17 protein-coding genes are annotated in these 20,245 nt (G+C 38.9%); 6 read left to right on the top strand and 11 right to left on the bottom strand.

The window, feature by feature from the left end; genetic code table 11:
• Positions 1 to 80: 80 nt before the first annotated feature.
• From ACSQ6I_RS23910 to ACSQ6I_RS23885, 6 genes are all read right to left on the bottom strand, one after another.
• Positions 81 to 932, bottom strand: a complete 852-nt coding sequence (locus ACSQ6I_RS23910) for a hypothetical protein (protein WP_438892737.1) — start codon at positions 930 to 932, stop codon at positions 81 to 83.
• Positions 933 to 1,097: 165 nt separating this feature from the next.
• Positions 1,098 to 2,042, bottom strand: a complete 945-nt coding sequence (tsf, locus tag ACSQ6I_RS23905) for a translation elongation factor Ts (protein WP_438892736.1) — start codon at positions 2,040 to 2,042, stop codon at positions 1,098 to 1,100.
• Positions 2,043 to 2,830: 788 nt separating this feature from the next.
• A complete protein-coding gene (rpsB, locus tag ACSQ6I_RS23900) occupies positions 2,831 to 3,625 on the bottom strand; it encodes a 30S ribosomal protein S2 (RefSeq protein ID WP_015215818.1) in 795 nt (264 codons plus the stop codon).
• Between the two features lie 176 nt (positions 3,626 to 3,801).
• Positions 3,802 to 4,359 (bottom strand): hypothetical protein, encoded by a 558-nt coding sequence (locus tag ACSQ6I_RS23895; protein ID WP_438892735.1) that lies wholly within the window; start codon positions 4,357 to 4,359, stop codon positions 3,802 to 3,804.
• Positions 4,349 to 5,731 (bottom strand): AAA family ATPase, encoded by a 1,383-nt coding sequence (locus ACSQ6I_RS23890; RefSeq protein ID WP_438892734.1) that lies wholly within the window; start codon positions 5,729 to 5,731, stop codon positions 4,349 to 4,351. Before ACSQ6I_RS23890 ends, ACSQ6I_RS23895 begins: the two co-directional genes overlap by 11 nt.
• 95 nt (positions 5,732 to 5,826) lie before the next feature.
• A complete protein-coding gene (locus ACSQ6I_RS23885; RefSeq protein ID WP_438892733.1) occupies positions 5,827 to 6,792 on the bottom strand; it encodes a glycosyltransferase family 2 protein in 966 nt (321 codons plus the stop codon).
• 1,037 nt (positions 6,793 to 7,829) lie between these two features.
• Here ACSQ6I_RS23885 and ACSQ6I_RS23880 point away from each other — a divergent pair.
• The 4 genes from ACSQ6I_RS23880 to ACSQ6I_RS23865 all read left to right on the top strand — a co-directional run bounded on the left by ACSQ6I_RS23880 (position 7,830) and on the right by ACSQ6I_RS23865 (position 15,166).
• The gene (locus ACSQ6I_RS23880) at positions 7,830 to 10,031 is read left to right on the top strand and encodes a PhoX family protein (RefSeq protein ID WP_438892732.1); all 2,202 of its coding nucleotides are present in this window, start codon (positions 7,830 to 7,832) and stop codon (positions 10,029 to 10,031) included.
• Positions 10,032 to 10,707: 676 nt separating this feature from the next.
• Positions 10,708 to 11,130: a hypothetical protein gene (locus ACSQ6I_RS23875; RefSeq protein ID WP_438892731.1), complete on the top strand. Its 423-nt coding sequence runs from the start codon at positions 10,708 to 10,710 to the stop codon at positions 11,128 to 11,130.
• 329 nt (positions 11,131 to 11,459) lie between these two features.
• Positions 11,460 to 13,898 (top strand): hypothetical protein, encoded by a 2,439-nt coding sequence (locus tag ACSQ6I_RS23870; protein WP_438892730.1) that lies wholly within the window; start codon positions 11,460 to 11,462, stop codon positions 13,896 to 13,898.
• A gap of 68 nt (positions 13,899 to 13,966) precedes the next feature.
• Positions 13,967 to 15,166 carry an argininosuccinate synthase gene (locus ACSQ6I_RS23865; protein WP_438892729.1) on the top strand — a complete coding sequence of 400 codons (1,200 nt, stop codon included), beginning with the start codon at positions 13,967 to 13,969 and terminating at the stop codon, positions 15,164 to 15,166.
• A 65-nt stretch (positions 15,167 to 15,231) separates the two neighbouring features.
• Here ACSQ6I_RS23865 and ACSQ6I_RS23860 read toward each other — a convergent pair whose 3' ends face one another.
• Complete coding sequence (locus tag ACSQ6I_RS23860; RefSeq protein ID WP_438892728.1) at positions 15,232 to 15,861, bottom strand: DedA family protein; 630 nt, start codon at positions 15,859 to 15,861, stop codon at positions 15,232 to 15,234.
• Positions 15,862 to 16,274: 413 nt separating this feature from the next.
• Here ACSQ6I_RS23860 and ACSQ6I_RS23855 point away from each other — a divergent pair, with 413 nt between their 5' ends.
• Complete coding sequence (locus ACSQ6I_RS23855) at positions 16,275 to 16,628, top strand: STAS domain-containing protein (RefSeq protein WP_438892727.1); 354 nt, start codon at positions 16,275 to 16,277, stop codon at positions 16,626 to 16,628.
• Positions 16,629 to 16,816: 188 nt separating this feature from the next.
• On the opposite strand, the gene ACSQ6I_RS23850 is transcribed toward ACSQ6I_RS23855, so the two are convergent.
• On the bottom strand, positions 16,817 to 17,377 hold the full coding sequence (locus ACSQ6I_RS23850) for an Npun_F5560 family protein (RefSeq protein WP_438892726.1): 561 nt from the start codon (positions 17,375 to 17,377) through the stop codon (positions 16,817 to 16,819).
• A gap of 523 nt (positions 17,378 to 17,900) precedes the next feature.
• Positions 17,901 to 18,227: a 30S ribosomal protein S6 gene (gene rpsF, locus ACSQ6I_RS23845; protein WP_015215804.1), complete on the bottom strand. Its 327-nt coding sequence runs from the start codon at positions 18,225 to 18,227 to the stop codon at positions 17,901 to 17,903.
• A gap of 358 nt (positions 18,228 to 18,585) precedes the next feature.
• Between rpsF and ACSQ6I_RS23840 the strand changes: the two genes are divergently transcribed.
• Positions 18,586 to 19,359 (top strand): fumarylacetoacetate hydrolase family protein, encoded by a 774-nt coding sequence (locus tag ACSQ6I_RS23840; protein WP_438892725.1) that lies wholly within the window; start codon positions 18,586 to 18,588, stop codon positions 19,357 to 19,359.
• 90 nt (positions 19,360 to 19,449) lie between these two features.
• Here the strand turns inward: ACSQ6I_RS23840 and ACSQ6I_RS23835 are convergent, their stop codons facing one another.
• Entirely contained in the window at positions 19,450 to 19,926 is a 477-nt protein-coding gene (locus tag ACSQ6I_RS23835) for a Tic20 family protein (protein ID WP_438892724.1), read from the bottom strand.
• Between the two features lie 82 nt (positions 19,927 to 20,008).
• Complete coding sequence (locus ACSQ6I_RS23830; protein WP_438892723.1) at positions 20,009 to 20,206, bottom strand: hypothetical protein; 198 nt, start codon at positions 20,204 to 20,206, stop codon at positions 20,009 to 20,011.
• Positions 20,207 to 20,245: the final 39 nt, after the last annotated feature.

The following is a 20,245-nucleotide window of genomic DNA, read 5'->3' as shown; positions in this document are numbered from 1 at the left end:
GTCATTGATCATTGGTCATTGAAGTTAATTGAAATTGATTCCTATCCACACTCTGTACTAGGTACTCAGTACCCGGTACTCTATTCAAACCAACTAGCACGCCATGCAGCTTCAGCTTCAGAAATTTTGAGTTCCCGTTGCTTTTTTTGATACTCTCTCCCTGCCTTATTTAGCTGTACTAAAATATTACGAATTTGTTTGCGCCCTGACAACAGTGTGGTATCAGCAAATTCAATTTCTCCTAGTCGCAAGTTAATAGTTATTAGCTGCGTCACACTAGAATCCTCTGGTTCTTCCTCATTACCTATTTCAATTACTAAGTTTAATAGGTTGGGTGGCCCAGGTATAACTTCAGCAGATGCTTCTGATGCTGCCGCTGCGGCAGCTAAAATCGGTTCTGGTAGTTTTTTGGGTAAAATCCCAGCTTTTTGAATCAAAAAGTTAGCATCATGGGAGACTTTTTTCAGCGTATCCTGAATCGCTTCCTCTATATCCTCATGCCATTGAACCAGTTCTATCGGGTTGGAAGGGTCTAAGTATTTTGTATTTGGGATTTGCGATTGGGAATTGCTTTCATTTTTTTCAACTTCCTCAGATTCCTCAGATTCTTCAACTTCTTCAGCTTCTTCAACCTCTGCAACTCCAGATTCTTCAGCTTTAAGATAATCGAGTAGCTGCACAGCTGCTTTTTGACCCAATTTGCGGATACCTTGTTGCAATTGTTGCCGCTGATTTAGGGACAATTGGAGAAAGTTGTCAGAATATCCCTGGGTGCAAAGGTGATAAACAGCCAAAATTAACTGTTTTTGTAAAGCTGCCCCCAAAATAGTTAAATAACTAACATAACTGCTATGGAGTTCTGTTGCGATCGCTCTAATCGCCTCTTTTAGCATCGTCATATCTTGTTCTATTCGCTCAATTGCTCTGGCCATATCTTCTCGTTATTTTCCATTTTCTAACAAATTCACAAACACAGGATTTGAGCTTTTCTACTACCTCCAGTGTACTGAATTCCAATAAAATACAGGTCAGCAAAGTTTGCTAGACCTGTATTTTCAGTAGTTATTAAGCAAATAAACAACTAACTAATGACTAAGTTACTTAGCGCCCATTTGAGCCGCTACTTCGTCAGCAAAGCTCATTTCTTGCTTGTCAATGCCTTCACCTAGAACATAGCGGACAAAGCGATTGACTTTAATCTCTTCACCTACTTTAGACTTAACTTGCTTCACCAATTCTTCTACCGAGATACTTTGGTCACGGATGTAAGGTTGATCTAGCAAAGTGATTTCTTTCAGGCGTTTGTCAATCCGTCCTTGAACAATCTTTTCTTTGATGTTCTCTGGTTTGTTACCCAAGTCATCCTTGCCCATTTCGATGTCTTTTTCTTTTTGGACAAATTCGGCAGGGATTTGGTCTATGGTGACATACTCGACATTAGGACAAGCCGCAACTTGCATTGCCGCATTCTTAGCCAAGTTTTGGAAATCTTCATTACCAGCTGCTGACTCAGTTTGGGCGTTCAGTTCAACTAACACCCCAACTCGGCCTCCAGTGTGAATGTAGCTATCTACTACACCTGGTGTGCCTGCTGGTAGGGCAAAATTGACAAAGCGCCGTACTTGGATATTTTCACCCAAGGTAGCAATTGTTTCTTTAATGAATTCGTCAACGCTAACACTGGATTTTTCCAGATAGGGTTGAGCCAGCAAGGACTCCACACTATCAGCAGTTGCTGCTTGTTTGGCCAGGGTTTTAACTAAAGATTTAAAAGCATCGTTACGGGCAACAAAGTCTGTTTGGCAGTTGACTTCTATAAGTACACCAACCTGACCACCGGACTGAATGTAGGTGTCTACTAGACCTTCAGCAGCAATGCGATCGCTTTTTTTACCCGCTGACGCAATACCTTTTTTACGGAGCCAGTCTACGGCTTCTTCTATATTGCCTTCAGTTTCTTTCAAAGCCTTTTTGCAGTCCATCATGCCAGCACCGGTTTTTTGGCGTAGCTCTTGGACGAGTTTTGCAGATATTTCCGCCATGTTGCCTCAATTCCTAACTTGACCTTGAGTTGTATTTGTTGCTATGTAAAACCTAGATAAATCTAGACTTTACTTCTTACTTTAACAGGAGCCTAGCATGGGAACGGTTATCCCACCCTGCGGTAAGCAAGCTACATTAAGCTTTTACGCCTTATCTAGACGCAATAACGTAGCGTGAAGATGTAGGAGTCATAAGGTTAATTACTGGAAAAAACCCTATCTATTTCAAAACCGCAGTTCTCACGCTAGTAAGTCCTTTGGAATCAAGAAAGTTTTTCTTGCTTGTATCCACAATTTAGAACAAGTTTTACTAGAGAGATACTATCTATCGGCAATTATTATTTCACTACCAAACTTTTTCAGCTTTATATTCTAACTGACGTTTAAACTCATTAAATCCACAGTCAGCTATTACTTTAGCTAGTTTTTCGTTTTTAGCATCCCAGAAACGCTTAAATCTTCTGCTACTATTTTTTCGTAGTTTTTTTACATAAGTAAAAAGAAAATTTACTCAGAAGAGAAACGTAGATTCACGATGACGCTGACTCCAAACAGATATTTTGTGGTTAGAAAAAAGCAGATAGAGTTGAAAGCTAATAGCTTGAGTGATGTAATTGAGGGTATGCCAAGAGAAGATCAAGAGTAGTCAATTTTTTTTATAAGGTTATTGACTAGCTTTGTCTAGTTTATCGCTCGCTAGTAAATATTTTATGACAATTCAAAGGATTAAAGATGAGTTATGAAGGATGAAATTAATTTTTTTAGTTTTCATCTCATCCTTCATTGGCTTATTCTTCCTCTTCTTCGTCGGGAATTACTGCGTCAGTGTACTCACTTTCGTCATAGTCGTAATCGCCCTCAGCGCCTTCATAATCGTCATAATCGCCTTCCGCTTCTAGCTGACCGTGACGACCTTCATAGATAGCATCTGCTAATTTGCCGACAATCAACTTAATTGATCTAATCGCGTCATCATTAGCTGGGATAGGAATGTCTACTACATCTGGGTCACAGTTTGTATCCAACATGGAGACAATAGGAATACCCAATTTTTCGCATTCTTGAACTGCGTTATACTCCCGTCGTTGGTCAACAATGATCACAACATCAGGTACTTTCCGCATATTTTTAATCCCACCCAAGTACTTTTGCAGCTTGGTCATTTCCCGACGCAGCATTGAAGCTTCTTTCTTGGGTAATAAATCTAGTGCGCCATTTTCTTCTCGACGTTCTAAATCTTTGAGCCTATCTGCTCTGGTTTTGATTGTCGCCCAGTTGGTGAGCATTCCACCTAACCAACGTTGGTTAATGTAGTGAGAACCGCAACGAGCAGCTTCTTGAGCAATAATTCCTGCTGCTTGGCGCTTTGTACCCACAAACAGGAATTTCTTCCCTTGCTCAGACTGCGATCGCATATAGTTGTAGGCATTATCCATCAACTGGGCAGTTTGTACCAAGTCAATGATATGTACACCATTGCGAGAAGTGTAGATGTAGGGAGACATCTTTGGGTTCCAACGTCGTGTTTGGTGTCCAAAGTGAACCCCCGACTCCATCATTTGAGCCAATGAAACAACAGGCATTTTTGTAACTCCTATTCGGGTTAAACCTCCACCCAGGCGCATTTCCATAACGGAAACACCCGAATCCCCGGATGTGCGGAATTTTTAATTAACTTTACTAGGGTAGCACAATCGTGGCGTATGTTGAAGGGATGCCTCGATTTTTCTATCATAATCTACACAACTGACGCACCTTACTAATCGTGGTTATAGTTGATTAGTAAGCGATCGCTTTCTGCTTCAGCCCCATTTCTTAGCCATTCAATCGGCTGCTCTGCTTCAATTTTATCGGGATTAACCCATATAATATCTTTGAGTTCGTCGATTTTAACAGCCGCCTCACTAAAAAACTTTCTAGCTGTATTATCATCTAATGATATAACAATTTTCTCTGTTGCTAGTGCTGCTTCAATTAAACATAAATCTTTAGTCATTTCTGCAATTCTTTTATTACTCACATTGGCAGCCATACTTTCTACTTGAGTCCATAAACTATCATTTATTGATACTTTCAAATAGTGACACTTTTTCTTCGCTACCATTTGTCGTCGCCAAGTTAGAGCAAATTTTGATTGATGTTTATCCCATTCTTCTTTTATAGCTGGTGTCATCACAACTTGGTGGCAGATATCTAAAACTGCTAAGAGAAATTGACGGCAGTGAACTGATTTTGGATAAGTAGCTCCCTCATCACCAGCAGAACGAGCCACGGAAGCATCAATAACCAAACGTTTAGAATTTACTTTAGCTCCCATGTATACCTTGCATTAAACGAGCTTCGGCAGCACTTAAATAACGATTTTCTAGTTGTAGAGATATATCACCAAAATCTTCTGGCCAATCACCAAAAGCGCCAGTTTCATCTAAATCAGCACTATTGATTCTTGTTATACCATCTTCTTGGCGTGTAAACCAATGAAGTTTCACTAAATCTGGCGATAAATTACCCTCAGCAACTAAAGATTGAATTGCTAAAATTAATCTATCACTATGAGTTTCTATAACAACTTTTACTCCACGTTTTGCTGCATTAGCTAATATTTCCGCCATAGCAACTTGAGCGCGGGGATGTAAATGTATTTCTGGTTGTTCAATGTAAACTAACTGTCCTGGTTTTGCTACTAACAAAGCGACTAAAACAGGCAAAGTTTGGGAAACACCAAAACCAACATCAGCAATATTGACCATATCATCTTTAGCATCAGCGTTTCGTGGTAGACGACCAACTCGAAGCTCAACTTGTGTATCATTAAGTTGTTTAGCCTGAACTTTACAAGTTAGCCCAAGAGTTTCCAGTGCATCAGCCAACTCTTGAAGACTTTTATCTCTAGGTTTCTGCCAGTGATTGATAATACTAGCAACGTAATTTTCAAATGTACCAGGAAAGGCGCTACCTATAGCTGTCGTCTGATAGTTACGTTCAGGATTACCTCTGAGTCCTGGCAGGTGTATTATTTCTCTAATATATCCACCAAAAATTTCAGTGTTATTAGGATATGTAGGAATAAAAAAGGCATTGCCCTTGGTAAATTTCTTTTGGTTAATTAAATCATATAGTGCAAATTCAAAAAAACATCTATTCCTATCAATTATAAAAAATAATTCATCTTTAAATGAATCTGTTTCTTTAATAAGTTCATAAATATCATGATATTTTTCCGGCAATATATTAACTACATTTTCTGGTAACATACTCTCTGAAAGAGAAGTTGTTTTCTCATCTTGTTTAACTATTGTTCTCATTAATTGAACTGTTTGTTGAGGGAATTTTTTGAATATATTTTTTACAGATTGATTATTATCTATTTCCATCTGAACTGTAAACTCATCGTTACGTTCTCTACCAGGTACTTTAGAAATGAATTGTTCCACTGAGGTAAACTTAACATTAGCTCCACTGAGTAACAAAGCACCAGGATCATAAGTTGCTTCTAGAGTTTGTTTCATCAACAATAAAGGCTGCATAATACTTGATTTACCCGAACTATTAGCACCAGCCAAAATTGTTAAAGGACGTACTTCAATACTGCACTCATCATAAAGTGACTTATAACCACTGACAGAAATTCTTGTAATTCCTTTTAGACTTTGCTTATTATTACCATTATTAGAATTAGACTGATTCATAATTTCACTCTCATAATTTTAGTTGATCATCTCAACATTCTCATTAGACCTCTTGCATTTCTCTCTCCGCGCCTCTGCGTCTCTGCGTGATAAAATTATTTACCCTGCATTTCAGCATAAGCAGCATAAACACCCTTAACATTATACCAATTCAAGAAAATCCGCGCAATTTCCAAAGCCAACTGCGGTTTACCCAAATCAATTAACCATTGCAAAAACGGAGCCATCGTTCTTTCATTTAACGCACCATTTAAAGAAAGTATTCCCCATAACAAACGATGAAACCAAGTCATTTGAATCATCATTTTTACTTCCCATGTAGGATGTTTTTGATAAAACAAAACTCCCATGCGTCCGCGTTGAATTTCCTGATCAATTAATTTAGGAATTTGCTGTAAACTAAAAGGTGGATGCCAATGATAACCAACTGCTTCAGGACATTTAATTAGTTGTAAACCTAAATTTTTCAACCTTACCCCTAACTCTAAATCTTCCCAACCATAAAGTTGAAAGCCAGTATCAAATAAACCTGCTTTCTCTAACCAATGTTTAGGAATTGCCACATTACCTGTAGCGAAAAAAGCAGCAGAAAAATCTGTGATTTTATAAGGTTCTGCGGTGGGGTTATCAAAATTGCAAGTGTTAATTACTGCACCATAGGTAAAAAAGCTGTCGTTTCCTAGTTTCTCCCTTCCCTGCACTAAAGCATCTGTATGAGCTTGTAGGAAATTAGATAAAACCACTAAATCGCTATCAATAAAGATAATTGTATCTCCCAGTGCTTTTTCTACCCCCAAATTACGAGCAGCAGCAGGCCCAGCGTGGTTTTGTTGAAAACATCGTACATGAAGAAATTCTTCTTTGTGTGCTGCTAACCATTCTAAAGTGCCATCAGTAGAACCATCATCTACTAAGACAATTTCATAACCTGTGACAGAACTTGATGTACTCAAATCTTGCACCTCCAAAGCGCGGAGGCACTTTTCTAAAATAGGCAGACGATTGTAAGTTGGTATAACAACGCTGAAAAACACAGTTTCACCCACAACAAAATTATCCATTTCCAGGATAGGACAACAGAGTACTTTTCACTGTTCCTGATCTAAATTTGGTAATAGGGAGCAGGGGATTTGTAACAAAATAGTATGAAATCCTTTGGTTTCAAATGTAACTGGAATTAGGACTTACGTGAAAAACTGCTCAAACTCCTATTTATAACTATCGCGTCAGTTGCTACAACGGGGAGAACTCTCGCATAGCACTGACTTCTCTGTATCCTCTATGGATAGTTTTTCCGTGACTTTTACGCAAGTCTTGTATCAGAAAGCAAATACACAACATTCATGAAAATTTTAAACTTAACTATAGAGTCAAAGAGTCAAATTTAGTTTCATTAATTTTAAGTTGCTGATAAATGAAAGCTTAAAATTTTCGCTAAAGCATCGAAGTAAAGATAGATTTTTTGAAAGAATTAATTCACAGTTAGATAAATTATATGCAGTCTTCTAGGAATTATTGAACAAACTTATTATTGAAAAATATTTTTATTGATAATACTTCTTAAGTAGAAAAATTCAGACTGAGAAACTTACTAAAGTTGTGTTAGAAAGATTTTCTCTAATCTTTATACAGCAAAATACACGTATATTAGAAATAATATGTTGGACAATAAATGGTATTTCAACTGAGAAAATACTGATTGATAAATTAGAATTAATCAATATATAACCTGATATTAATGCTTGTTACTTAAATTGAGATGGACTTGATAATTTTTGCGTGTGTGAGCAGCAAAAATCAATTTTAACCTGTTATTAACTAAAGCTCACTATCAATTTTAACCTGTTATTAACTAAAGGTTCCTGGCTGTTAAAAGTCAAGAAAATATCAGCAAAATTTCTGTAAATCTGTAGAGTTTTTCTTTACTAGACTGAATCCTGCTAGTGAGAAATTAACTAAATATAGCAATCCTCAATCATTCGTGAGCAAGAAAATGGCTGAAAGTCTTGTAAATACACACTTTTTATCACCGTATTTTCTCACGTTTCGATTTGGATTGCGATCGCAACCGTGTAAACTTTAAAGTAGAGAATCGAGAATGAAAGGCCATCAGCACCCGAAAAACGATATAACCATTAACCCATCTAGTAACGAATCAATCCTTGATGTGATTGATCGTGTCAGCATCAAACGCAGACGTTTCATCACTACGGCTGTAGGTGCTTCAGTAATGACCGTGCTAGGTGATATGACCCTCGGTGGTTTTCTCCAAACCGTAGAAGCAGCGCCAGTTCCGGCTGGACTTGGCTTTGCTGGTATTGGCTTCGAGAGCATCGAGCCAAATCTCCGCAACCCAGTAACAGGACTGTTACAAAAGGATCTCGTTACTGTTCCTAAAGGCTACACAGCCAGAGTTTTATCTGCTTGGGGTGATCCCATTATGCCCGGTGCGCCAAACTGGTTACCAGATGCTTCCCAAAATGCTGCGGCACAGGAAAAGCAAGTCGGGGAAAACCATGATGGTATGCACTTTTTCCCCTTACCCGGACGAAGCTTTCTCAACCGGACAGCAGGTTTGCCAGTAGCTGTTGAAGGTAATGCTTACAATAATAGTGGGCTACTGTGTGTTAACCACGAATATACCCAAGAGCAATTCCTTCATGTCGATGGTAATACAAGCAACGAGACCATGACGATTGAGAAAGCAAGAAAATCTCAAGCAGCCCATGGTGTATCTGTTCAAGAAATATCTAAAGACAGATTTGGCAATAGCTGGAGTGTTGATCGCAATTCTCGCTATGGTCGCCGTATTACAGGTAACACAGAGATGCGAGTTTCTGGTCCTGCTGCGGGTCATCCTTTGATGAAATCCAAGAAGTTTTCCATTCAACCCAATGGATCTTTTGAAATTGGCATCAACGATGGCTACACCGCTTATGGTACTCTCAATAACTGCGCTCACGGTGTAACTCCCTGGGGTACTTACCTGACTGCGGAAGAGAACTTCCAAGGCTATTTTGCTAACCAGACATTTGCTTCTGGCCAATCTGCTGATGTAAATAACGATGCTCTCGCAAGTGTTGGTCTAACTAGTAAAAAGGCTGATATTCTCAACGGACAAAGACGGCACGGTATTCCTTCAGCGTCTAGTTATCGCTGGCCTGTGGTTGATCCACGTTTTGATGCTTACAACAATCCCCTGGAACCTCATTTGTTCGGTTGGATGGTCGAAATTGATCCTTATGATCCTGATAGTATGCCAGTTAAGCGCACATCTATGGGTCGTTTCAGACACGAGAGCGCCCAATATGTTGTTGACGACAACAATGTTCTGGCTTTCTACATGGGTGACGACAACGTCAACGAGTATATCTACAAGTTCGTTTGCTCTAGACAATACAATCCCAATGTTCGGACTGCTAACCGGGATTTACTTGACCACGGTACTCTCTACGTTGCTAAGTTCAATGACAACGGTACCGGTCAATGGTTACCTTTGGTATGGGGTCAAGGTGGTTTGACACCAGCAAATGGATTTGACAGCCAAGCTGAAGTATTGGTTAAAACCAGACAGGCTGCGGATAGAGTTGGCGCGACAATGATGGATCGCCCAGAGTGGGTTGGTGTCCGCCCCCGCATTCGTGGATTCAATGAAGTTGAAGTTTACTGCACATTGACCAACAACTCTCGTCGCGGAACACAACCTGTCTCTGTGAACAACCCAGACGGCACAACCTCAGGAGGTGCTGCACGTCCCCCTGTTGATGCTGCTAACCCACGTCCTAATAACTCTTACGGTCATGTTATCCGTTGGCGCGAAGCTGGACGTAGTGTTGCCGCTACCACTTTCAATTGGGATATTTACGTTTTGGCTGGCGACAAGAAAGACCCCGATCCAATTCGTCAAGGCAATATCAATGGTGACGACTTTGGCTCACCAGATGGTCTTTGGTTCGACTCCTACGGTCGTCTGTGGATTCAAACTGATCAGGCAGGTGATGGTACAGGGACTTATGCCAACATCGGCAGTAACTCAATGGTTTGTGCCAACCCTAATGACCCAAGAGAGATTAAACGATTCTTAACTGCTCCTACAGATTGTGAAGTGACTGGTGTGATCACTACACCTGATCACAGAACTATGTTCGTTAACATTCAGCACCCAGGCGATAGCGGAACTGTTGCTAATCCTACAACTCATAGCAACTGGCCAAATAGCCAAGGTTATGGACCACAAGGTCGTCCCCGTTCTGCAACAGTAGTAATCACAAAAAATGACGGTGGCATCATTGGTACTTAATCTATTGATGCACTGCTAGTTAAAACTAGTCACTAAATATAAATAGACATCTCCAAGAAAGATTGTAGAGAGGTTTTATATAATTTCTCTACAGGAATTGTAAGTAAACCATTTTAAGTATTAGGGTGCATGAATAAAAATGTACCCTATTTTTTTGGTGCATTAAACTTTTATAAGATTACGAAAAAACCTAGACGTGTAGGGGTAAAGCGCGATGATCAACCCCTACTAATAACATCAAATAATTAAGCCATTTTGAGTATATTTAATTCAAGTGATACCGCTATAAAAACTAAAATTTTATCTTTTGTTAGTCTTAGCTTAATTTTAAGTAGTTACAAAACAGAAATAGAAATTTTATATATTTTAGTTAAAGAAAACAATTACTGAAAATTGTTTTTAACGGCTTGACTAAATATTGAGTTTTAAGTAATATGACTCTGTTATAAGATTTACGCACTACAAAGTTTAACTTAAACTTAACCTTAATTGTGCTGAAACATAACGTTTTTCACTTTAGATACTGAATGGTAATCACATCTTGAATTCAACATTTTGTGTTGATAAAGTCACTTGCTTTAACAGTAACTAAAAAGAGTGAAATTATTGGCAGCACAGATATTAGGAAGCGTAAATTGTAAGTACGTTAAAGTTTCAATAATAGGAATATAAATCAATGAAATTGAACAAAAAAGTAGCGATCGCATTAGTTGCTGTTTCCGCTAGTGTATTTGGCTTTGGTTCCGTAGCTTCTGCTGGTGAAGGCGGTGCTGCTGGAGCAGTAGCAGCTACACTTGACGCTAATGGCTTAGTAACTGAAATGGCTGCTGCTGGTGCTGTTGGTAAAAATGATGCGGCTGCTACAGCTACCGGTAACTTTGGCGTTGTCTCAGCATCTGCGTTGGGAAGCGCCGGCGTAATCGAATTAATCAGTGACAATGGTTATTTTTCCTTCTCAGACAATGGAGCTTCTGAAGTCGAAACTTACAACAACATTACTCTTAAAGGTAGTGTAGATACTGCTCTAGGAAGCAGCCAAGCTAACTCTATCGCTACCTTCACAGAAACCCCCATCGGATCTGTTGAAACTGGTTTCTAGTTTGTCAAACTCCTAAATCATTTATTGGATAGAGAGCATGATCTCTCAACCAATTCTAGTAGTGTTTAGCTCAGTCATCTAGAATTTAACCACTTCCTTAATTTGTTAGAGGCATGATTTGTGCGTGTCTCTACCTTATTCTGTCAATCAATAGAATTACCATCCACAATTGTTGGAACATTCTTTCGTTACCTTGAAATCAAAAATTATGGTCAATAATTCTTTGATGCTAGAAGCCCCCAGATTTATTTGTGGGTTGAATTTAAGATAAAGAACAGCAATTTTAAAAAATCTAATAAGACCGGGTGTTTATTGCAGGTATATTACCCATGCATATGCTAGTTTTGTGGCGCAAAAATTTAAAGCTCGCGCTTGTATTATTATTTAGTTCAGTAACAATATGCTTTACTAAAACAGTTCATGCAGATGTATCCACAAGCACATTAGAACTAGAGAAAATTAATAATATCAATCATAAATCAGAATTATCAACAACCTCTAAATCTGAAAATACTTCTGCCTTAATTGCTAATTTGGAATCTTTTATAATTTCGTCGGATTCAGAAAATCAATTGCAAGCATCTTTATCTAATTCGATGCAGCAGACACAAGTAACAGATTTAATCAATACTAATTCTCTAGTTCCATCTTGTATTCCTAGCAATGCTAAACAAACAGAATTTACCGCAGTCACAGATTTAGCAAAAACTAACTATCAAGTTAAGTTTTGTACTCCCAATAGAATTAGTCAAGCAGAATCTAGGAACAAGCAACTAGAGCCAATAGATCCTCCTGTAGATCCTCAACCTCGAGTTGATGAATTGGACATTGATCAAAAATTACCAACAGAAACAACACCCCAAGCTGAAGAAGAATATATCATTCACCCTAGAACGGCAAATGATCAAAAAATTCATCCCCGGACAACTACTATTCCACTAAATGGAACTTTTATAAATCATTTAACTGCGAGACAATTCAACGTCGGTTCTAGTTTCGGTAATACCCAAAATACTATCTTTGATGTTAATGGACTTGTCAAACTCGGTGGACAAGTTCAAGAAAATATGACGAAGGATAATATTTTTACTGTAGATCAAACAGGAGAATATTTACAATTACAAACGGTAAGAAGAAGCCGAGAAATTACTGTGAATTTCCAAGAACCACTCACTGTATTGGGTACACACCTCCAATTCAGCATGACAGGTTCATGTATCTTACCTGGTAGTCATCCAGACCAAGTATGCACATATATTCCTGGTTTAAAATCTGCTGATATTAACCCTGATACCTTAATGCCAAGGCGAATTTTTCAAACTTCAAAATTCGGTGATGTGGTAGAACCAGAAACAGTACTTGCACTTCGCCAACCGGGGTTTCAATCTGGGGCTAATGGTCAAGAAATTGGTATAAACTTGTATATGCCTAACACAGGTTCATTTGCTGGTAATAGTACTGGAGATCAACTGTCTATAACCAGAAGAGAAGAAATAGATAATACACCCGTAGCAACTTATTCTAGAGTTAGACAGATTGTTAAAGCTAATGACCGTGAAGCTGTAGTGGGTCGGACGATACGGGGGTTTAGTTTCATTTTAGATGATGAGAATACTTTATTAAATACGGCTTTACAATTGGGATATATTTTGTTGCCTGATATTGTTCCTAATATTTCTAGTTCAGAAAATAAAGTTAACTCAAATGTCAACAATAATCTGTTTTTAGCTGCGAATAATGTCAGACTTCCTGCCAATAGTTTTACTGCTTATCATGGGGGAATTGGTAGAGCGCAGAGTGTGCCACCAAAAGCAGAAAATTTGAGACAAGTACCTGCTGCGACGTTTAATGGTATTTGGTTAGGTGCATCACCTGTGATCAAACGCAGGTCTGATATCACTACTCGTTTTGAACAAACTGGAACCCAGACAGTTTTATCTTCTGGTGGTGGGGAGGGGGGATATGGTTCTAATGTAAGTTTTGTTGCTAATATTAACAATCAAGTGGTTTCTACACTCGACTTACAAGATTTCCATACTCAGGTTTATGTCACAATTCTCAATCAAGAAGTTAATAATGTCACATCTAACAGATATAGAGAAGAAACAAAATATGCTCCACATCTGAGTTTCACAGGAAATATCACAGGGACACAGGAAGCATTGAGATATTATACAGGTGTAATAGGTGCAGACGAAATTAAGGCTTATGGTGGAGTAGATTTTACTAAAAATACTTTAAATGGATGGAATTTTTCTGGGGGTGTGATTGGTTATATTAATCCAGATGTTGATTACTACAGTCAAGTAACAAGTAGTGTTGGTAAACGTATACCCTTCAGTCGAAATAGTAATTTAGTGCTATCCACTGGAGTTAATTATGCTTTTGATCGAGAAACTCGCCCCAATGACTTTGTAAATTCAATTACAGTCAGAGCTAGAGTGAATTTAGGTAATGTTTGGTTTGGTTTAACTAACTATTTTGGGGATGTTTTGCCCGATTCACTTAAGAATACTTTGGTAACAAGTGCTGGTATTCAATTTAGCAATAATTTTTCATTATCTGCATATTATAATCCTGTGAATGAAAATGCTGCTCGTTCTGTCTATGGTGCTGGAGCGCGATTGAGACTCGGCACAAATCAGAATAGTCCTACACTCAACCTATCCTGGAGAAATAATGAGTATGACTATGGAACAGATCGGGCTGGTAATGAATTGAAAATAAACGAGAATATATTTACCGTATTTTTGAGAAGTAATTTTTGAAGAGGGGTTTTTCACCTACATATCTTATAATAATGACTCATTGTTTGTTTTCCTAAGTGGAGAAACTAATGGGTCGCGCCAAAAAGGTTGTTCTGGCATATTCTGGTGGAGTAGATACTTCTGTTTGCATTCCCTACCTGAAGCAAGAGTGGGGAGTGGAAGAGGTAATTACCCTAGCAGCAGATTTAGGCCAGGGAGATGAATTAGAGCCAGTTCGAGAAAAAGCGCTGAAATCGGGTGCAAGTGAATCCCTTGTAGCGGATGTCAAAGATAGCTTCGTGAAAGAGTACGCATTTCCCGCTATTCAAGCCAACGCCCTCTATGAAAATCGCTATCCTCTGGGAACAGCCCTTGCTCGTCCACTGATTGCTAAAATCTTAGTAGAAGCGGCTGCAAAATATGGTGCTGATGCGATCGCTCACGGTTGTACTGGCAAAGGTAACGATCAAGTACGTTTTGATGTCTCCTGTACAGCCCTAAATCCCAATTTAAAGATACTCGCACCAGCGAGAGAATGGGGAATGAGCCGTGAGCAAACCATCGCCTATGGTGAGCAATTTGGCATTCCTACACCAGTAAAAAAATCTTCTCCCTACAGTATTGACAAAAATTTGCTTGGTCGCAGTATTGAAGCTGGTACGTTGGAAGATCCAACTGTTGAACCACCAGAAGAAATCTATGAAATGACCAAAGCCATAGTAGACACTCCTAACGAGCCAGAATATCTAGAAATTGGTTTCCAAAAAGGTCTTCCTACCACAATCAACGGTACATCTAAAAACCCAGTTGAGTTAATCGAACAACTCAATCAGATAGTAGGAAATCACGGTATTGGGCGGATTGATATGATTGAAAACCGCTTAGTAGGCATCAAATCGCGGGAAATCTACGAATCACCAGCGATGATAGTGTTAATTAATGCCCATCGTGATTTAGAAAGCCTCACATTAACGGCCGATGTCAGTCAATACAAACGGGGTATTGAAGAAACCTACACCAAATTGGTATACAACGGCTTGTGGTACAGCCCACTTAAAGCCGCATTAGATGCTTTTATTCAACAAACACAAGAACGAGTTTCTGGTGTTGTGCGCTTAAAATTGTTCAAAGGTAATGCCACTATAGTTGGTCGTTGGAGTGATAACTCTCTCTACACTCCAGACTTAGCGACCTACGGTGCTGATGACAAGTTTGATCATAAAGCAGCAGAAGGCTTTATCTACGTCTGGGGACTCCCCACTCGCATCTGGGCGCAAAGCAACCGATAACAAAAGTAATGGGTGATAGGTAATAGGTGATAAAACGTAATTACCCATTACCTATTCCCTAATCCCTAATCCCCAGTCTGATGTTTAACTTGACGAGATTCCCACCAAATAGGAACAACAATCACAGCCACCAAAATCAGTAATGCCAAAATTGCAAACTGACTTACCCAAGCAACTAATTGCTCTAGGGAAACAATTTTGCCTGCAAAAAAAGCTAAAGTCACCATTGCACTAGCCCAAGTAGTTGCCCCAGCCAAGTTGTATACCAAGAATTTACCGAAAGGCATTTCAGCGATACCAGCAAGTGGTGCAGCAAAAATTCTCAATAAGGCGAAAAAGCGACCAAAAAATACAGCTTTAGCCGCATTTTCACTAAATTGCTCTTTAATACTTAGCAATCTCACTTCAGATATGCGGAATATCTTGCCCACTTGTAGCAGGAACGGCCAACCACCAACCCTACCAATCCAATAGCCACAATTACCGCCAATGACAGCACCTGCAACTGCATCACCCAGAACTAGCCAGTAATTTAGTTCATCACTGCCAGCTAAGAAACCACCTACTAGAGTTACGGTTTCACCGGGAAGAGGAAGACCCAAATTCTCGAGCAAAATTCCTAAAAAAATTGCCCAATAACCGTAAGATTGAGCAAATTCTTGGATGTTTTCTAGTGAAATTAGCTCAAAAGACATCCAGCACCGCCGACTTTACAAATTTTTACTTTTAATATATATTGGCTTGTTTTTGGTGAGGGTGTCAATCAAGACGCGACAAGAAATCAATTGCTTTGTATTTTACATAAATAATTAATATTTACTTAAATTAATATTTACTTATAAAAAAGTTATAAAACTACATACGGATTATAAGAATTTTGTAACTGTTAAGTTCGCTACTGAAATCCCCAAGCATTTATGCCTATACTAGACTCATGTATCAAAAATTATATGACATGATTACTGTAGCAACTCGGATGAGCTATAATTGTATTAAGTCCCAAATAATCGGTTAAAAACAGTAATTCCACTGTTGAGAATTAATCAATTTTGATATAAAGCCAGCATTATCAACATTTCAAACCCAGTTCAAATACCCGGTTAAATTCATGACTCTTACACAAGAAAGCCAAGTAATTTTGTTCAAACCCCAAGGAAGCATAGACCTAGAGGTTGGTACTGACTTGAGCGAACAAATGGCTGGAGTAACCCCCTCAGCTGACCAACTCTGGGTTATTGATCTAGCAGAAGTTGACTTTATGGATAGTTCTGGTTTAGTCCCTCTAGTGCAAGGTCTAAAAGCCGTACGTCAAAGTGGTTGTCGCTTGGTTCTTTGCAACGTGAAAGCACCTGTAAGGTTAATTTTGGAACTTACTAAGTTGGATTCAGTGTTTGAAATAGTTAATAATTACGAAGATATATTTTCTAGCGTCAATGAGCAAAGTCTATCGACAGCAGCTTAAATCTCGATTTTGCTCAGGGGAAAAATAGCAAAACGAGGGGATAGAGGGGTTAGTGGTCATCTCATTCAGTTTCACACCTGGAAAATTAACTTTGTAAACTTGTCTATAAAATTACAAACTGTCAATATGCTTTTCTAGGTGTTATTGCCCCTCTTTAATAGTCCCTACCAAGTTATAGCTTAATAAGCTTAGGCATTTTGAGGAGTGGATATATTACTTTGTCCGGATATGGGACTAGAAAAATTTGGTAGATCAATACCGCTATGACTTGCGTGGCGAGTTTTTAGTGCTAACCGATAACTTACACTTTGTAGCTCTGCTTGTAATTGACGATTTTCTCGTTGTAGCATTGCGACCTTATCTCTGACAGGAGTCATTCTTTCCTCAAATTTACGACGATAAATTTGGGGTAATTCTTGTACTACCTGCTCCAACATCCGACTACGATCAGTTAGTTCTTGGACTGATTGTCGCAATTGGTGTATTTCTTGATCACGAGATGTAATTTGCTCTTGGTAGAACGTTACTTGCTGTTCGACAGCTTGAAGTTGTTCTCTTAAAGCCTCTAATTGACTCAAATCGCACTCAGGTTCAGATCGTTGAGGGATAAAACTAGTATTACCCTTTACAAGCCGGAACAGTTCTTGAGATAGCTGTTGCACTAATTGATCTCGAAGTTGCAATTCTTGATGCAACTGCGATACTTCAGTAGAAAGAGTTTGGATGTCGGGGGTGTCTGATTGGCTCACAGTGGCTTACATCTCTTAGGTATAACTGCGATGATACTACCTTTGGCAAGTACTTGGGGAAGTAATCACATACTGAATTTTGCTATCTTATGGCGAGGCAAAATACAAACAACAAAGGATATATTTGAGAGGCTGTACGCCTTTTTTCATAGCCTTGTTTGATGGGAGGTGCAATTTTAATACTAGAAAACAAGGTGTTTAAGCTTTTTTGTATAAAATTTTATTTCTCACCATCCTTAGAAGTCATGGTTTAAAAAAAGTTGCATTCTCGCCTATTATGTTTTTTCCTATACCTTAATTATGTTATGGGAAAAAATGTGCGGTATGATTTCATGAAAAAAATATCGCATTTAAGAGAATTTGACAACTGTTAAAATACGCAATTTAATCTATAAAGTTCTGATTAATGAGTAATTCAATAAAAAAATTTTCTGTAGGTTAAGCATATAGCCTGCCTGACAGAAAATATGACTAGGATCTTTTTATGGGGAATTTGTGGAAAATTCCTCACTGAGCCATCTTTTTAGGCAGTTACAGCCTCTGGTTCTGATTTTTCTTTACGGATCTGCTGCTTAATGGTCATGTAGCGAATCACTTCTTCACTCAATCTCATGGCGCGTTCGACTGGTGCGATCGCAGTTGGAGGTGCAGTGTAGTTCAATTGAATGTAGATACCATCACGATGCCTATTGATTTCATAAGCAAGACGACGCTTGCCACGATTTTGAATTTCAATATTTTCAGCACCTTGTTCAATGAACAAATTCTGATATTTGGCAACTGCTTGCTCTACCTGCTCATCTCCCAAGTCAGGACGCAGGATGTACATTGTCTCGTAAACTGTGGTCATTTATCTTTAGTTACCTTATGGACAAAACGGCTGCTGATGTTACTTTATACTAGTAAATTTCAACGTTGCTGATACAAATTAACATCTGAAGCAACAAGGAATCCTAATAATAACACAACATAGAGCCAGATAAGTTTTGATGCTGGTGGTAATTCCCGGAGCAAAGTCACGGCATTTTCAGCATTTATCCTATAATCTTACCAGTTTTCAATTTATAGCAATTGCCAGGGTAATGAGGAAAAGCCCAAATTCTCGACTCCTGATAATACAAGCGTTCTTACAAGCTAACTGCTGACTGCTATAAACCATTAGCCAAATCTGCCTGAATTTGGATCTCTAAGGATATTAATCAATTGTTATGGCGCAACGCTATGTGCGAGTTAAAAGTCAAGAAGGACAAATTTACTACGGGTTGCTGCAACTATCCCTCAATGTGGAAGTGCTGGATGCTCCACCTTGGTTGGATGGACAACCCACTGATTTAATTTTGGAATCAGACAAATACGAGATTCTGGCTCCCTGTTCTCCTTCTAAGATTGTGGCTGTAGGTAAGAATTATGCAGATCATGCAGCAGAAATGGGAACTCCCGTACCAGATGAACCGCTAATTTTCTTTAAACCATCTACATCTGTGATCGCCTCGGAAAGAGAAATTAAGTATCCTCAACAGTCACAGAGGGTAGATTACGAAGGTGAGTTGGCATTAGTGATAGGCGATCGCACTTGTGACTGTACCCCAGAACAAGCCCAAAGCAAAATTTGGGGTTATACCATTGCCAATGATGTCACAGCCAGGGATTTACAAAAAAAAGATTCCCAATGGACAAGAGCCAAAGGGTTTGATACATTCTGCCCCTTAGGCCCTTGGATTGTCCGAGAATTAAATCCAGGAGCGAGATTGCAGACCTTTTTGAATGATGATCCCCACCCAGTTCAATCTGCTTGTATTGATCAGATGGTTTTTCCCCCAGATTTTTTAGTGTCTTACATTAGTCAAGTGATGACACTTTTACCTGGGGATATAGTGCTAACAGGCACACCCTTTGGGGTAGGCCCCTTAAATTTAGGCGATCGCATCCGGATAGAAATCGAAGGTATTGGTCGCCTTGAAAATACAGTTACAGCCCGTTAACACCATATTGGAATAGTTACTATTTTTTAAGACTTGAGGAACTGCTTATTGTCAAAACTGTTCAGCAAAAATCCCAAATTGCTATTACACCTAGCGCACTTGCATATAAACAGCATCAGAAATTGCTGGTATTTCTGCATAGCGACCCATCAGAGACTGGACAACAGAATAAATAACTGTGGCAACTATTCCCATAAAAATAGTTGTGTACAGTGTTTGCATGGCAAATCCACTACCAGGGACTAATTTCACAATATCAGTCAAGATGCTGCATAAAAATATAACAATATCCAAAATGATTGCTTGCATAGTGTTGAAACGAATAAAATGGCTGATTTTGTCATTTCTCACTACTAACAACCATAAAGCAAAGAAAATAATCAGCCCAGCATAGCGGACACCATAGTAAATCCTTAACAACGGCAGTAGAGGTAAAAAGATAATTCCTAAAAATGGAAAATCATTCAGCAAAAACTGACCAAAGGCAAATACCTCAATCAAAGGCAGCAAATAAGGTAAAGAAGCGAAAATTCGGTCGGGAACCGTTGTAGACCCGCGCAAAGACATATTGCGTTCTCCTGTGAATGAAATTTTAAGAGCTATTTGAGCTTAGGATAACGCAGTTGCTTGATATTGCTAGAAAATTAGATTATTTTATATGGGCAATGCGGAAGCCCATCACGCACTCATACTGTTCAGGCTGCTGCTCAGTAAATGAGCGAATTGCTTGACCACAAACCAGTTTACCCCCACCCCAGCGTGGTTTTCCGCTACTATTAGCAAGCCAACAAGATTGGCAAACCTGTTCAGGGGCAAAGATTTGATCATCCGTTAAAATGACTAACATCACAAATACCTCCATCGCTCCTTTTGGCATCAAGGCATA

It is taken from the genome of Anabaena sp. WFMT (genome assembly GCF_051781005.1).
Classification (GTDB): domain Bacteria; phylum Cyanobacteriota; class Cyanobacteriia; order Cyanobacteriales; family Nostocaceae; genus Anabaena.
The sequence above is the reverse complement of the archived record's forward strand: the minus strand, read 5'-3'. Positions and strand labels throughout refer to the sequence as shown.